Here is a 14,444-nt window from a genome sequence, read left to right on the forward strand (position 1 = left end):
GCACATAGGCGCTCGGGCGATGGCACTGACATGAGGGTAAGGATTCGGCATCCTCACCAAGCACTTCCAATGTAATGAGCAGTCCTTCAGCTTCGCAGTGCGCCATCGCCGCGGTGACATACTTGCCATTGAAGCGGGCATCGAACGACCGCTCTTCGGGAGAAAGCACGATCGCCGAAACGATTTCTCCTTCAGCTACGATCGGCCATTCGCGTCCACAGATCTGTCCATTCATACGGTATGCCGCGAGCATCGTTACAAGCAGATCCACGCCGGATTCCCTGCTGCATTTGTCCGGCTTCGTACTTGTGACAGAGACTCGATTTACGTACACGGGAACCCCCTGACTGATCCTATGCCCGGCCTGCACTAAGGCCGCTTTGGGTCGATAGCGGACATCTTTGTGCAAGCGAATTCTAAGCGGAGCGCGCCGTCACTCGTTTCACGCGCCCCCATGCCTTCGTGCCGCCCTCCCAAACCTCGAACATCTTGCCCGCTTCGAACATTGGAAGCGCTATGTCGCCCATTAGTAGCCATACGTTCGCTTCGAAGGTCGCCCCAGGAGCTGGCGCCTCCTCGAACCTAAGTATCGCAGACCAGTGTTCACCATCTATACCCAGCACGGTGCGCCACTCGCCACGGGGCAACGCGATCTTGCGCCCCCCTGCTTCGGTAGGAAGAAGTTAAATTTCAGCGATGAAATCGGGCGATTCTCTTCCAACCACGATCAGATCCTCTTGAAACTCGGCCTTTGACGATGGGTGGCAAAAGCAGCCTGAGCGTTTGCTCATYTCAGTGCCGAAGCGCATCGAGAACTGCAGCCACCGTCCTGGACGCCTTGTCGGAACACAGTCTTGGGTTGTCGACTTCGACGGTAACAACCTGACCTTGCACAACCGCGTCCACCAGGTCCGATTCGCCATCCATAACACCGCACGACGCAGCTTTTCCGTTGTAAGCCTTMAACACCTCAATGAGCTTCTTCAGGCCGGCCAGATCGAACACCGGTTTCTCGACTTCTAAACCGGCCGTTTTGACGACCAAGGTTCCTTGATGATGAGTTGATTCGCTTGCGAATGAGCGTTGCTTGCCGTTAGACACAATAAATCCAGCGACCCTGCCGGACATGTAGTCGCGGGTCCAGACGCGGAGCTCAAAGCCTGTTGTCGACCTTAACGGTGCAAGGCCAGCAGCACGCGCGTATTCGCTCGCCGCGGGTTTGAGATCGCCCGCAAAGAAGTTGGAAGGCCTACCCGCAGCAGCAAAGGAAACGAACGCGAGCAATAGAAACGCGAGACACTTCATTGACCAAGCTCCTCAGAACCCATCCAAACGTGTAGAAATCCTGACAAGGTAAGCCGCTCAAACCGACGCGCCCAAGTCCACTTCGGGTCAGAAGCAGACCTAATGCGTGTCGATCATATGACGGTCTGCAATAGCCCAGTGTCGGCCTGCGTACCAGACGTGAACAAAGCCAGAGAACGCGCGCACTTCCAGGCCCGGAACAGGAAGCCATGATTCGATGGGCAGCTCGCGAGCCCAAGCAACCCGGTCTTCCTGCACTGCAATTGGACATTCCGCCGAGCATTTAGGGCACGAAAAGTGTAATACCGAGGCCTCTGTTGATGAGATTGCGCAACTATCGAGAAGCACATCGACCCCATGCGGTGTTCCGCAGTTCAAACATTCGACTGACGTGACCATCTGCCCGCACCCTCCTTTGGCTTCTGGGTTATACGTGTCCGTACATGGTCTGCTACGCCGCGAAAGCTGACCTACCCAGCATCGCAGCCTCTGCGAACACGAGCAAGATTGAGCCCCGACAACCTGGATACGCGCCCGAACCCGGGCGGTGCGCTTCCGGTGCGGCGCTTCTTGGGGGATGGTGCTGCTTGGTTTCTTATCTTCACTCGTCTTACGTCTTAACAGACATAGCCGGACGAGAGATCGAGGGGGAAACAGCCTAAGCCTATGGTGCCCGGAGTGGGACTCGAAACTATTGTAGGAACCCATGGGCGACAATGCCGTTCAACCATTAACGTCGGATCTTACTCACACCATTACTCACAAATGCCGGTGATTAAGCGGATGAGTCCCTTTGCCGCCTTTTCTGCGGCCCGGCCCGATGCTTCTTACGCCACTCCAGAACCTCGCGGGCAATCCACGAGGCTGGCCGAACAGACAGCCGTGCCGGGAAGTCTGGCTTACAGGCGATCCGCTCGAGCACCTGGCGGCCGGTGCACCCCAAGAGCTACCCGACCTCGTCGGCAGTCAGGGCCAGTTCTTCGAACGGTATCCTGCCCTCGATCGTCATCCCAAGGCCTCCGCGGACGTGGTTGGAATGGCAAGAGATTTAAGTCCCTTGCAAGAATCAGCTAAATCACACGGATGCGAACCATAATTTTACGGCTGCTTTGCAGATAGACCATTGATTAGCATAGGATGCGAGGCACAATTTTACGGGGCTGACAGCCCGCAACGGAGGCGGCATGCAAGTCTTTATAAGCTGGTCAGGCGAGCGAAGCCAGCGGGTCGCCGAGTTGCTCGCGGACTGGATCAAGGTCGTGGTCCAAGCGTCGAAACCATGGGTTTCCACAGAGCTTGATCGTGGCTCGAACTGGGTTGGGGAGATCAGCACCGCGCTCAGCTCCACGAATGTCGGGGTGCTGTGTGTCACGGCGGCGAATAAAAATGCGCCTTGGCTCCTGTTCGAGGCCGGCGCGCTTGCCAAGGGGTTAGCGAAGTCTCGGGTAATTCCCCTGCTCATTGATCTTCAGCCAACCGATTTGGGGATGCCACTCAGCCAATTTAACGCAACCTCTTGCACACGCGAAGGAATAGCGCAGCTCGTTCACACGGTCAATCGTGCGACGGACGAGCCCCTGCCCCAGGAGATCGTGGAAACGTCGATCGCCGCGCACTGGGCGCGATTTGAAACTCGACTGTCGGGAATTCTCGCCACGACAGAGTCTCCAGAACCGGTCATTCCAAGGTCGGACGGCGACAAGCTCGACGAGGTCTTGAGCCTCGTACACGGCCTGTCCGGCCGCATCCAAAGGCTTGAGAAGGATCAGGTCACACCGAGCGCCCAGGCGCTCGCGAAGGCGCTTTTGATCCATCAGAGCGTTCCGGCTGATCCCCAGATTTACCTGTCTGACTTGGCTTATGCAAACCAAGCTCGGCACTTGTATCCGCGTTCGATCTCACCGGGGGGCGCCATGATGGGCGGTAGCGTCGCTGACGGGACTGACGCAATCCCTTCGGGCGACGGCCAAACCTAGCCGTTAGATCCCTTGACTGTTAATCAGGGGGGCGTTGGTTCGAGTCCAACTTCGGACGTGGTCGGCCGGGAGCGCCAGATCGCGCCTCACGCTGGATCGAAATACAGCGACCAGTCGCAAGTATCGCGAATCGAACCCGCGTCGTCGTCGGCATCGTCAATCATCGATGTATCGGTGTGTATGTGTTCTGCTCGGAACTCGAGCTGCCACTGGGTGTTCACCTTGAAGATTGTTCGATCAGAAGTTTTCGTCGTCGTGCCCTTGCAGCTCCTGCTGACCCCACACATGCCAACCCCATCGAGATCCAGTCTTTTCGACGACTCATCTATGGTCCCGTCTAGCGGATCCCCAAATTCGCCGGCAAGGCGTGCTTTGAAATTGGCGAGCCCCGTGCCACGGCACTCCAAGGCAACTTCTTCCCCCGAAACACCGACAATCGCCTGGTTGCGCCTATAGGTCCAGCTGTCGGCGACTTGGCTCAAAAATGTCGCCCTGGTAATCCTCCCGCTAACAACTTGTTCGTCGACGCGCCAGACATGACCGCCGACGGTCGCGGTGTAGGTCAATAGCAGACCATTGTCGTTCTTCGCCCAGTGAAAAGGCATCGGTCGCGGCTTTGGAATACCGTCGCCAGGCTTGATCTCTAACGCAGCGATCCAGTCATTCTCTGGCCATGCAAGGCGAGCAGCCGGCGCGGGTGGTGCTATTACGGTGTCGTCTTTGAGCCACGGTAATGGGACGCATGTTCCGATATCCGGGACGGCTTTTAGCGATCCCAAGACCGCGAACAACAAGCCTATGGCGCCTACAACGCAGCTTCTTTTCGGAGTGAACTTGGATAGCCCGCTAGTACCAACATTAATTCCCCCTCCGATAGCCGCCAACAAGAGGACGACGAATCCGAGCGCTTGAAGCCATGCATTGATCGACATGCAGCTGACTGTCATCGTCGCCCCCTATGGAGTCGAACCGAGCCGTCGCGAAGTGAAATAACCAGGTCGCCGGTTATAAATCTAACCCTCGCTGCTGGTGGCGTCCAGCAAGCGCAAGCCTGTGCGCGCTCCGCTGGTCGCGACCGTTGAGATCGAGTGGCGAGAAAAGCGCCAAATGGACTCCTTCCGACGTATCTCCCGCGCAGCTCGCGACCAGCGCTAGGCGCTGACGCGACGCTCTTCCGATGGTGGCCGAGGCTTTCGGTTCTGTGAGCGCCATCGTGAGCGCTACCCCATCGGCGCACCCTGCCCCGTCTTCATGCCTCCCACGTCCAGCACTCGCCGCGCGAGACCGCGGTGATGCCTTTCCAAGGGCGGCGCGAACGCTACCAGTCACGCCAGAACCTGGCCGCCGAGGCATGGTGTTTAAAGCACCAGCGCTACTATCGAACCCACATGAAGATGGGATGCCGGATTGTGCCTACCGGTGGCTGCCCGCAGTGCGCGATCAGCCTGCACGACTATTTGCACGAAAGCCGGCGTACTCAACCTCCCCTGACCTGAAGGAATGCGCGAAGTCACCGGGATCGAATTCTCGTTCGTTTGGGTGGGACGTAGGAGGCGTAGAAGGCGGCGTAGCGGGCTTGTTCCTCGGCGGTCGGCTTTGCGTAGCCGCCGGCGGCGCTTGGCCCTACTCCTGGTGTCGCGGCGAGTCTGCCCAAATGCGCGAGGCGCCGGCCAGCGAATCGCTCGACCCATGCCCTGCCCTTGGCCTGGCTTGGCACGGAGGCTCGGCCCTTGGGGTCCACTTAGCGCCTGATTGGCGGTTATCTAGCGGCGGTTCAAGACAGCAGACTTACTTGATTAATCCCTCAACATATCCGCGCATGATGATGTACGGGCGCATGATTGGACTGACAAACCGGTAACGGAATCGCTTGGTGGTTCCAACCCGGGTCAGCATCTCAGCTCGCTCAACCTGTCCGAACTCCTTCAGATGACGTGCAAAATTAGGGATATCAATCGTTCGACCTAGGATATTACTCAACGGCGACCTGACCGCAGCCGCAGTGAAATATCCAGCTTCATCAACTTCTGCCAAAGCGCATGCAAGCAGCACTTCTTTGAAGATGTTTCCCGGCTGCGGGCTTTTGACGGCGTCGTAGTACGAAGATTTGATGGACTGTTGCCATTGATCGAGCGAGTCGGTAACGCCCCTATCGACGTGATCGCGGTTCACCTCCATGGACTCGTTAGTCAGCGCAGCGCGTGTACTGTGAAGTGCCAGCAGGTGCGTGATGTAAGGCAGACCTTGGGACAGAGCGACGATGTGAGCCAAGCCACCTGCCGATATCGTCATGCCAAGCCGCGTTAGGCCGTTGGACACGATCTGCGCGATCTCCTCGGTAGACATTCGTGGCATCGGAACCTGTACCAAGTTTCGCTCAATGGACAGATGCCCTTCCACTAGCTGATCGACCGATTCAGCTACTCCAATCAGTAGCAACGATGCTGCGACGGCGTTGTCGGAGAGGGATTTAATAGTGTCCGAAATTAGTACAGCTACCTGACGATCCGCTATACGATCGTACTCGTCGAGAATGATCAGCGTAGGCGTCTGTGAGCTCAGATCGAAAAGTAGCCGACGCACATCGTCAGGCTGTACGACGCTGGGAAGCGAAGACGCCACCGGAATTACTTGCTGAGTGGGTGTGCCGGTAAAGCCCGCAGGTGTCGAGTGGTGGGTGTATGTGATATCGCGGAACGCCTTGTGCCAAATGGAACTGAAGGTATCGCCCGCGTCACAGTTGACCTTTGCCACTAGGTAATTCTGCGTCACCCGCAGGTGGCCAGTAAGGATATTCGCCAGAGAGGTTTTGCCGACACCACGCTCTCCGAAAAGCACTCCGTGATAGCCACGCTGGGACACGGCCGTCAGGATCCGATTCAAGACATTCACGCGGCCGGAAAAAAGGTCCCGTTCGTTCACTGGCGACCCAGGGGTGAAGACCGATCCGGCGTTGAACCAAAGAGCATTTAAAGCTTGGGCGTCCATGTGCTACCTCCGACTTGTTAAGCGAAGGCTAATAGCATTTAACAAATTCCGTCAAGTGGCCACTTGATACACTCGCATGACTCATAGGATTCGCGCTTTCGGCCTCCTTAGCCAAAAGTCACGACCGATCCTCAATGCCCTTGGGTTTCCGCGGCTTTAAACCCTCGGGCGGCATGATCTGACGACCTTTCGCAGGCGCGATACGCCGGTGGTTGACCTCAGCCCAGCACTCGACGAATTTCCGAGCAATGGCCTCAGTCGCCACCATGGCGCCTACCGAATGATGGGACTGGCCGTCGGGAAATACGCCAACTCGCCACTTCCCATCGGGCATGTTCTTGACGAGGGCGAACGTGGCGCCGTTCCACTCGGCGAAGGTGGCGGCCCCGGGGGTGCTTGGCGGTTTCCAGTTGGGCGACATCGAAGCAGGATATCGGTCGACAGTCTCAGAGCGTGATTGGCTGAACCAGCTCGGGACCCTTGTTCCTGGGCGAGCCAACTGCCTTGGATACTGGGTAATAGACGAGCTCGGCCTCAGGGGCCGCTACCAGCGTTGCACTGGCCTCGTCGGGCATGCCATCGCACCACACCGCCCATAGGTCGGGCGGCAGGATCACGGGCTGCCGGTCGTGGATATCGCCGGAGACCTTCCCAGGCTCACCGGTGACGATGGTGAGGGTCTTGACCCATTACTCGCCCTCGGCGGGACGCCAGGCTTCCCACAGGCCGGCGAACATAAGCAGGTCGCCGACCTGGTCGCGGATGAAGTACGGCTGCTTGCCGCCCTCTTTCACGCGCCACTCGAAGTAGCCGGAGGCCGGCACCAAGCAGCGGCGTTTCTTGAAGGCTGCACGGAAGGCCGGCTTGGTGGCCACGGTCTCGGCGCGGGCATTGATCGTCTTCGCGCCGATCTTCGCGTCCTTGGCCCATATGGGGATCAGGCCCCACCGAAGCGGCTTGATCTCGTAGCCCTGATCGCCGCTGGCCATGACCAGCGCCTTCTGGGTCGGCGCAATGTTGAACAGATCTTCCCGCTGATTGATCTCGCTGACGACATCCAGCTCGAGCTGGTCCAGCACCGTCTTAGCCTCGCGGCTCAGCGATACAGGTCCGAATGTGGCGTAGCGTCCGCACATGGACTGATCGTCAGCGCGTGGCCGTCACCTCAAGGTGAAGCCACCTCGACCATGCCGATCAGCTTGGAGCGTCCGGTAAAGATTCGCCGCGACAGGCTCCGCGAAACTCACCGCGCAACGATCTCGCATGTGCAGCGGCGGCTCATCATCGGCTACAACCGCGCCGCTCGCTTGGTGGAGCGGATGGAAGTCGAAGGCGTGATCAGCAAACCCAACGTTCAAGGCATGCGCACCGTGCTTCCGGTCGTGGCGTGACCATGGCCGTCGCGCAGACCGACTGCTGGCCGGACGGCGTCTTCGACGTCGTCGCTACCGGGCGCCGCGAGTTCTGGCGCGACGGCCGCCTCTGCCGCTACGCCCGAAAAAACACCGTTGGCCTACCGAGCCCGTGCTTTAGCGAGATGAAGAACCCCTGGGGCCATTACCCCGACCTGCCGGCGGTTGCCGCCAAGGAAGCAGCGTGACCTCACCAGCCAGCCAGCAGTCTGGGCGAAAGCTCAACGTAAACCTCGGAAGCCTTCGCCCGAATCTGCGTAACAGACGCGTTGATCCATCCGTCTCGCGCGTGCGCATCGGGGTGATCCACGTTCTCCAGGGAAGCTCGCTCGTCGAGGGCTTTTGTCACGTCGATTATCAACGCGAAAAGCTTACGCACATCTCTACCGGATGCGCCGAGTTCATGCAGCCGCGTCATGTACGCTCGCATCGTGTCGGTCAGCCGTATCTGACCCGATACAAGCTCATCAGCAGGATTTTGAGCTTGCAAACCGAAATCGAGAAAATATCCAAGCGTCGATTCTATCCAGAACATGTCTTCGAGCACGGCCAATGCGAGGCTCGCCGCTCTTGCATCATCGATAGCTTCCGTCCGGCTTCTCTCATCGCTAAGCTCCTTTTTTCGGTCGGCTCTCTGACCTCTGGCGATTACAATCGCAACTCCAGAAGCAATCAGAGCAATCAGCGCGCTGGCGAGCGTTCCTGCTGCAGACGCCTTCGTCCAAGCATCGGTCGGAGGCGGACTGGCTTGCATCGCCCATGTGAAAAAAAGGAGAGGCATAACGGGCAGTCCTATGGTCGAGGCGGGCTCGCATGATGACGCATTCGAGCGTTGCCGACCTCAGGCCCGGAACTGCCATCCAGCACCTCGTCAACGTGTCGGGCGGTAAGGACAGCACGGCCACGTATCTGAAGGCCATGGAGTCGGGTCGGGAGTTCCGCGCCGTCTTCGCCGACACCGGCAACGAGCACGAGGCGACTTACGAGTACGTCAGCCGCCTGGCTGAGCCCACTGGCGGCCCGGTAGTTGAGGTCGTACGCGCAGACTTCTCTCGCCAGCTTGCCATCCATCGGCAGACGACCCTGACAAAATGGCCTGCCGAGGGCATTGCGGACGAAATCGTCGCGGAAGCGGCCGCGCTCAACACGCCGAGCGGCAATCCGTACCTTGACCTGTGCATTCTCAAGGGCCGGCTCCCCTCACGCAAAGCTCAGTTCTGCACTGAAGAGCTGAAACAGCTGCCTATTTCGTCGCAGGTTGTCGGCCCGATGCTTCGTAGCGGTCCGGTCCTGCAGTGGCTTGGTATCCGCGCTGACGAAAGCGCTAATCGCGCCCAGCAGCGCCGCTATAACCGCCATGACGATGGATCAATCGTTTGGCGACCGATATTTCGCTGGAGTGTCGAAGATGTCTGGGCAATGCATCGCAAGCACGGCGTTCTTCCGAACCCCCTTTACGCGATGGGAGCGCGGCGCGTCGGCTGCTGGCCGTGCATCAACTGCCGCAAAGACGAGGTCCGCCTGATCGCCGATATGACGCCGGAACACATGGACCGGATCGAGCGGTGGGAGGCTGTGGTAGCAGCCGCCAACAAGCGCCGCATGGCGACGTTCTTCGCGCCGATCAATGGCGACATCCTGCCGATCCGCAACGTCATCGACTGGGCGCGCACGGGCCGCGGCGGCCGCCAGTACGACATCTTCATGCAGGACCAGGCCGGCGGCGGTTGCACGTCCGACCTGGGGCTTTGCGAGAGGGAGGCAGCATGACCACGAAGCGAATCACCCAGCGCGAGGCGCAGGCCCTGGGCCGGCGCGTTGCGCTCCTTGAGGAGCGCGAGGAAGACCGGCGGACCGCCTGGGTTAAGGACTACCCCGGGCACGTATATCGGCTCCGCCGTCCTCAGCGAGGGCGACGCGGCGAGGATTCGAACTGCTCGCCTGCTCGAACACGCCGTCGTTGCAACCTGCGTCAACGGCCTCGAAATCAACTTCTACGCACTGCCCGTGGCAAAGGACACCGACGCATGAGCACGATGACGCTCGCCAAGACCCGGGACCAGATCCGCGCGTTCGCGACCTTGCGGGAGAGAGACTGCACGGTCGTGAACTACTACGTCGAGATGAACGTGCTGGTGATGGACGACTGGTGGAAGGCGATCGACACCCACCTAGCGCTGGCTGGCCGTGAGGCGGCACAGCCGAAGCTCATCGGTTGGCGCATGGCCGACTACACGAACGAGACGGACAGCATCGACACCGCTCGTAACTGGTCGAGCAATGTGTCCGTCCTGCCCATCTTCGACGGCGACCCGAACACAAAGCTCGTCGCCACGCTGGATGTGAAGCCGTGAGCGTCGAATACATCCGCAAGGCCTACGGCGTTCCCGCCCGTCGCGGCGGTCGGGTCGAATATACAGGTGGTGGCAACCTTGAGATGGGCACAATTCGTTCTGCGTCAGGCGGTAACCTGAACATCAAGCTGGCCGGGATGAAGCACGCCATGCCTTTCCGCCCGACGTGGAAGCTTCGTTACCTGGATGCGTCTGCCGCAGGCGCTTCGTCACCATGATCCGCAGGATCCTGGCCGCCATTCTCGTACCAGTGGCTCAGTCTCGGAGGACCGGTACGCCGCATCCCGTAGACCATCGAAAGGTCAAGAAGCTCACTTTTAAGCGCCTCGGTCGCATCTATCAACCTTGCACGCAACTGTTCCGAGAGCTGTCCGCCGTAGAACCGCGTCGCCTCGCTTTGGCTTTCGATGACATCGACCAGCGCTTCCTTTGCACACTGCGCGCACTCTTCAGTTCGGTTCGATATGTGCAGCGCGTCGGCTTTCAAGCGATGGACGTTTGGCTCTACGCGCCGTATCCGCGCTTGGCTCGTGTCCATCGCTCGAATCGCCGCGCGAATTTCGCGCGAAAGGGTCGCCCACTGCTCATTCGTCCAGTTTCGTTCGACCGATTCGGCGTCGAAACGATTCATCGCACCCTCGACCGACCACAGCCGGAACAACGCGGGTTCATACGAGAGTAGGACGTAAGCAGCGATGTTTCGCCCTTGAACGTAGTCCGTCGCGAGGACGACGCAAAGCGCACCCCCGATGCCCGCCACGGCCCCAATTGCTGCTCCTACCAGGCCATTGACCGAATCTGGCAGTTTGAATCCGAGCTGCATCATCGTCACGACGCCGGCCAGATAGGCCAGCGCTATGACTATGAGAAGCCACGGATACATCGCTATCCACCTTGCTGCGCGACGGAGCCACTTACCCATGCGTGAACTCCCCATCCTGATGAATGGCGCCATGGTGCGCGAGCACGCGGCCGCCAGCAAACTACCCGCGATAGGGCTCGGGCTGAAGTGTTCGGTCGTTGCTGAGAACCCTTACCCGCTCGATGCCGCGGGCTCGCGCGATGTTCCAGGCCGGCTCCATGTGGTCAAAACCGACATCGTCTCGATCGCTTTCCACCATGCGGAGGTCGCCGTCTTCCTGACGCTCGAAGATCGTCCACGACCCATACCAATTCTCACGGAGCGTGTCCGAAATACTGGCCGCGCTCAACATCACCACGTAGTTGCCGACGGAGTCGATCATGGCTGAGCGTCCCATTCTCTTCAGTGGCCCGATGGTGCRCGCCATCCTCGAAGGCCGCAAGACGGTGACCCGGCGGATCGTGAAGACCCAGCCGCCCGAGGGAACAACTCACTACACCCCGAACTGGGTGCACAACTTTGTGCACGGGTACTTCGTGCCCATGAAAGGCTCTTCGACCAATGATCTGGAGCGATGGGGCGACGGTGCCATCCTGTGCCCTTACGGCGATGCCGGGGACATTCTGTGGGTCAAGGAGACGTTCTTCGCCTGGGGCGAGTGGACGGTTAGCTTCGATCAATCGAAGGGACGCGACGTATGGTCGTTCGTAGACCGCACTGTCGAGACGGGGCGCAAGTACGGCTATGCGGCGGACGGTGCCGCTGACTACACCCGGCCGAGGGAAGCCGGCAGGCTGCTGTGGTGGAAGCGGCCGACCCTCTTCATGCCGCGCTCTGCATGTCGGATCACGCTCGAGCGCGCCGCCACGTCGGTCGGTCGCGCTCAGGGGTTAACCCCGGAAGACGCCCCCGCCGAGGGCGTTCCTGGCGACGCGCCCAGCCAAGAGGGGYGTGATCAGCTCCGCGACGCATGGCGTAAGCTGTGGACACGCATCAACGGGGAGCAGAGCTGGACCTCGAATCCTTGGGTCTGGGTCGTCGCCTTTCGTCGGACCTCAGGAGGCGCACAGTGATCAGGAAAGGGGCGTCGCGGGTGGTCTTTCTGCTCGGACCTTGGGCCATCAAGGTGCCGCGCCTAACCGAGCCCCACCGTTCGATCGGGCGACGCGCAAACCGAGATGAGCGACACCTGTGGGCGACCGATGCCAGGCGTCACCTGATGTGCCCAGTGCAGTGGGCTGATCGCCGTGGCTGGGTTCTCATCATGCCGCGCTGTACGCCCGTAGATCCTGTCGCCTACGAGGTGTGGGACGACGAGAACAGCTTCGAGATCCACGTTATCGGGGAGACCAGTTCGCCGTTTGAAAGAGCGGCCAAGGACGTTGGCCGCCTGCCAGATGGCCGCATTGTGTTCATCGACTATGGCGCTCGCGCGTACAGCGCTACCGATCCGGAGGTGCCCAATGGGGGCTGATGAGAAACTGTGCCTTTCCCGCGAGGAAATCGCCTAGCTGACCCGGGCCCACACCCGCGCGACCCAGCTCGCGTTCCTCCGCCGGAACGGGATCAGGCACCATGTCGACAATCAGGGCTGGCCGGTGGTGACGCACGCAGCGGTCGCTGGCGAGGCTCGCGAGCAGCCCAGGCCAAACCCGCGTGGCAYCCGAACAAGGCGGCATAGGAGGGGAAGACGGCCTTCAAAACCTGACGCGGTTCCGCGCCTTCGCGCGCGCCGAAAGCCGTTGGGCGTAGTCCACTACTACTACGATCACGGCGGCAAGCCGCGCCGTGAGGAGCCGCTCGGCCCTGATTACGGGCTTGCGATCCAGAAGTGGGCGGACTACGAGCGAAGCCGCTACGCGAAGGAGAAGCTGGCCGAGGTCATCACCTTCCGGTACGTGGCCGACCGCTACCGCGCAGTGGTTATGCCGACAAAATCGCCGGCGACGCAGGCCTGCAATGCCCGGGAACTGAAGCAGCTGCTCGACTTCTTCGACGATCCTCCGGGGCCGCTAGATGCCATCGCCCCGATGCATGTAAGGAAATACCTGATTCACCGATCCAGCTCGCCGGTACGTGCCAATCGCGAGAAGGCCCTTCTCTCCCACCTTTGGAACTTCGCGCGCGACGCCGACTACACCAACCTGGCGAATCCGTGCGCGGGGATCAAGGGAAACAAAGAGAAGGCCCGGGACGTCTACGTCGACGACGCAACGTACCTAGCGTTCTGGACGGCGGCCGATCAGCCGCTTCGCGACGCCATGGACCTCGCGTACCTCACGGGTCAGCGGCCGGCCGATGTGCTTCGGATGCAGGAGACGGACGTTCGGGATGGCTCGCTCGAACTGACGCAGGCAAAGACGGGCGCGAAGCTGCGCATAGGCGTGACAGGTGAGCTTGCTGACCTGCTGGCCAGGATCAGCGAACGCAAGCGTGGGTATGCCGTACGGGCGATGCGGCTGATAGTCGATGAGGATGGAGGCCACTCACCGCAGCGAAGCTGCGTGGCCGTTTCGATCGCGTGCGCGAGGCGACAGGCCGGCGGTTTCAGTTCCGGGATCTGCGCGCGAAAGCAGCGTCCGACAAGACGGATTCGAGCGGCGATATCCGCCAGGCGCAGCACCAACTGGGCCACACATCAGTGGTCATGACCGAGGCTTACGTGCGATCGCGCCGAGGCGCCAAAGTCGATCCGACGAAGTGCTTGCGGACCGAATCAGGAATTGCGGACCGAAAAGCGGTCCGACTTTCGGGCTGTAGCCCTTGGTGCCCGGAGTGGGACTCGAACCCACATACCCTTGCGGATGAGGGATTTTAAGTCCCTTGCGTCTACCGATTTCGCCATCCGGGCGGAAAGAAAAAAGGCGCAGCCGCGGAAACGGTTGCGCCTTCAAAATGCGATGGAGGCCGAGGTCGGAATCGAACCGGCGTACGCGGATTTGCAGTCCGCTGCATGACCACTCTGCCACCCGGCCATCGCTTGCGCAGCGCGAGAGTAACCGCGAAGCGCTTAAAAAACAAAACCTCGGAGGTCCGAGGCTTTGTAGAATTACATGGAGCGGGAAACGAGACTCGAACTCGCGACCCCGACCTTGGCAAGGTCGTGCTCTACCAACTGAGCTATTCCCGCGTCGTTGTCCAGCTATTCTAAATCAGATCGCATTTGTGTCAACCACTTTACGCCGACTTTTTTTCACTTTTTTTCACGTCCTCTGAATCTCCCCGCAAACTGGGCCACGCGGCCCGCAGGTAGTCCAGTCCGGACCAGATAGTGAGGATGCCGGCGAGCACCAGGAGTGCCTCCCCGATGTTGTATGAGGCCAGGGATTCGGTGTCGTGCTGGACCAGCAGCACCACCAGGGCGACCATCTGCGCCAGCGTCTTCAGCTTGCCGAGGAAGGCCACCTTCACCTTCGAGCGCGCACCGATCTGCGCCATCCATTCACGCAGGGCGCTGACGCTGATCTCACGGCCGACGATCACCGAGGCGGTGACGGCGAGAAGCACGCCCTGCCAGCCGCCCGGATGGGACTGCACCAGCAGGAAC

Annotated in this window: 15 protein-coding genes, 3 tRNA genes and 4 pseudogenes; 9 read left to right on the top strand and 13 right to left on the bottom strand. The window is 60.2% G+C overall.

The annotated features are described in order from the left end of the window. A partial coding sequence (locus AC1DSN_RS09315) for a DUF2310 family Zn-ribbon-containing protein (protein WP_477330415.1) occupies positions 1-271 on the bottom strand: 271 nt, incomplete at its 3' end. 521 nt (positions 272-792) lie between these two features. Further along, the gene (locus tag AC1DSN_RS09320; protein ID WP_477330417.1) at positions 793-1,305 is read right to left on the bottom strand and encodes a hypothetical protein; all 513 of its coding nucleotides are present in this window, start codon (positions 1,303-1,305) and stop codon (positions 793-795) included. 1,184 nt (positions 1,306-2,489) lie between these two features. Here AC1DSN_RS09320 and AC1DSN_RS09325 point away from each other — a divergent pair. Next, complete coding sequence (locus tag AC1DSN_RS09325; RefSeq protein WP_213947972.1) at positions 2,490-3,281, top strand: toll/interleukin-1 receptor domain-containing protein; 792 nt, start codon at positions 2,490-2,492, stop codon at positions 3,279-3,281. A gap of 86 nt (positions 3,282-3,367) precedes the next feature. Here the strand turns inward: AC1DSN_RS09325 and AC1DSN_RS09330 are convergent, their stop codons facing one another. The 4 genes and pseudogenes from AC1DSN_RS09330 to AC1DSN_RS09345 form a co-directional block, all read right to left on the bottom strand. Beyond that, positions 3,368-4,213 carry a hypothetical protein gene (locus tag AC1DSN_RS09330; protein WP_477330419.1) on the bottom strand — a complete coding sequence of 282 codons (846 nt, stop codon included), beginning with the start codon at positions 4,211-4,213 and terminating at the stop codon, positions 3,368-3,370. A gap of 856 nt (positions 4,214-5,069) precedes the next feature. Then, positions 5,070-6,269, bottom strand: a complete 1,200-nt coding sequence (locus AC1DSN_RS09335; RefSeq protein WP_213947970.1) for an ATP-binding protein — start codon at positions 6,267-6,269, stop codon at positions 5,070-5,072. 118 nt (positions 6,270-6,387) lie between these two features. Next, positions 6,388-6,690 carry a hypothetical protein gene (locus AC1DSN_RS09340; protein WP_213947969.1) on the bottom strand — a complete coding sequence of 101 codons (303 nt, stop codon included), beginning with the start codon at positions 6,688-6,690 and terminating at the stop codon, positions 6,388-6,390. Between the two features lie 25 nt (positions 6,691-6,715). Continuing rightward, a pseudogene (locus AC1DSN_RS09345) lies at positions 6,716-7,405 on the bottom strand (SOS response-associated peptidase). Between the two features lie 102 nt (positions 7,406-7,507). On the opposite strand from AC1DSN_RS09345, the pseudogene AC1DSN_RS09350 reads away from it, so the two are divergent. Both AC1DSN_RS09350 and AC1DSN_RS09355 read left to right on the top strand, forming a co-directional pair. After that, positions 7,508-7,660 (top strand): annotated as a pseudogene (locus AC1DSN_RS09350) (DNA translocase FtsK); the annotation flags it as partial. Continuing rightward, positions 7,657-7,869: a hypothetical protein gene (locus AC1DSN_RS09355; protein WP_477330421.1), complete on the top strand. Its 213-nt coding sequence runs from the start codon at positions 7,657-7,659 to the stop codon at positions 7,867-7,869. The pseudogene AC1DSN_RS09350 and the gene AC1DSN_RS09355, both read left to right, overlap by 4 nt. Before the next feature lie 2 nt (positions 7,870-7,871). Here the strand turns inward: AC1DSN_RS09355 and AC1DSN_RS09360 are convergent, their stop codons facing one another. After that, positions 7,872-8,462: a hypothetical protein gene (locus AC1DSN_RS09360; RefSeq protein WP_213947965.1), complete on the bottom strand. Its 591-nt coding sequence runs from the start codon at positions 8,460-8,462 to the stop codon at positions 7,872-7,874. Between the two features lie 32 nt (positions 8,463-8,494). Here AC1DSN_RS09360 and AC1DSN_RS09365 point away from each other — a divergent pair, with 32 nt between their 5' ends. Together AC1DSN_RS09365 and AC1DSN_RS09370 are read left to right on the top strand one after the other, a co-directional pair. Beyond that, on the top strand, positions 8,495-9,451 hold the full coding sequence (locus tag AC1DSN_RS09365) for a phosphoadenosine phosphosulfate reductase domain-containing protein (RefSeq protein ID WP_477330423.1): 957 nt from the start codon (positions 8,495-8,497) through the stop codon (positions 9,449-9,451). A 257-nt stretch (positions 9,452-9,708) separates the two neighbouring features. Beyond that, positions 9,709-10,035 (top strand): hypothetical protein, encoded by a 327-nt coding sequence (locus AC1DSN_RS09370; protein WP_477299209.1) that lies wholly within the window; start codon positions 9,709-9,711, stop codon positions 10,033-10,035. 178 nt (positions 10,036-10,213) lie between these two features. Here the strand turns inward: AC1DSN_RS09370 and AC1DSN_RS09375 are convergent, their stop codons facing one another. Then, positions 10,214-10,957, bottom strand: a complete 744-nt coding sequence (locus AC1DSN_RS09375; RefSeq protein ID WP_213947962.1) for a hypothetical protein — start codon at positions 10,955-10,957, stop codon at positions 10,214-10,216. A gap of 61 nt (positions 10,958-11,018) precedes the next feature. Further along, positions 11,019-11,279: a hypothetical protein gene (locus tag AC1DSN_RS09380; RefSeq protein ID WP_477330425.1), complete on the bottom strand. Its 261-nt coding sequence runs from the start codon at positions 11,277-11,279 to the stop codon at positions 11,019-11,021. Here AC1DSN_RS09380 and AC1DSN_RS09385 point away from each other — a divergent pair. The 4 genes and pseudogenes from AC1DSN_RS09385 to AC1DSN_RS09400 all read left to right on the top strand — a co-directional run. Further along, entirely contained in the window at positions 11,278-11,970 is a 693-nt protein-coding gene (locus tag AC1DSN_RS09385) for a hypothetical protein (RefSeq protein ID WP_477330427.1), read from the top strand. The genes AC1DSN_RS09380 and AC1DSN_RS09385 overlap by 2 nt on opposite strands. A 191-nt stretch (positions 11,971-12,161) precedes the next feature. Next, positions 12,162-12,371 (top strand): hypothetical protein, encoded by a 210-nt coding sequence (locus tag AC1DSN_RS09390; RefSeq protein ID WP_213947959.1) that lies wholly within the window; start codon positions 12,162-12,164, stop codon positions 12,369-12,371. A 37-nt stretch (positions 12,372-12,408) separates the two neighbouring features. Continuing rightward, positions 12,409-12,462: pseudogene (locus AC1DSN_RS09395) on the top strand (hypothetical protein); the annotation flags it as partial. A gap of 177 nt (positions 12,463-12,639) precedes the next feature. Further along, positions 12,640-13,598, top strand: a pseudogene (locus tag AC1DSN_RS09400) (tyrosine-type recombinase/integrase); the annotation flags it as partial. Positions 13,599-13,661: 63 nt separating this feature from the next. On the opposite strand, the gene AC1DSN_RS09405 reads toward AC1DSN_RS09400, so the two are convergent. The 4 genes from AC1DSN_RS09405 to AC1DSN_RS09420 all read right to left on the bottom strand — a co-directional run. Next, a tRNA-Leu gene (locus AC1DSN_RS09405) sits at positions 13,662-13,748 on the bottom strand. Between the two features lie 50 nt (positions 13,749-13,798). Continuing rightward, a tRNA-Cys gene (locus tag AC1DSN_RS09410) sits at positions 13,799-13,872 on the bottom strand. 79 nt (positions 13,873-13,951) lie between these two features. Beyond that, positions 13,952-14,027: transfer RNA gene (locus AC1DSN_RS09415), tRNA-Gly, on the bottom strand. A gap of 47 nt (positions 14,028-14,074) precedes the next feature. After that, positions 14,075-14,444 (bottom strand): CDP-alcohol phosphatidyltransferase family protein (locus tag AC1DSN_RS09420; protein ID WP_477330429.1); only part of this gene is annotated, 370 nt, incomplete at its 5' end.

Source organism: Luteibacter sp. P4_D7_3, from assembly GCF_056401735.1.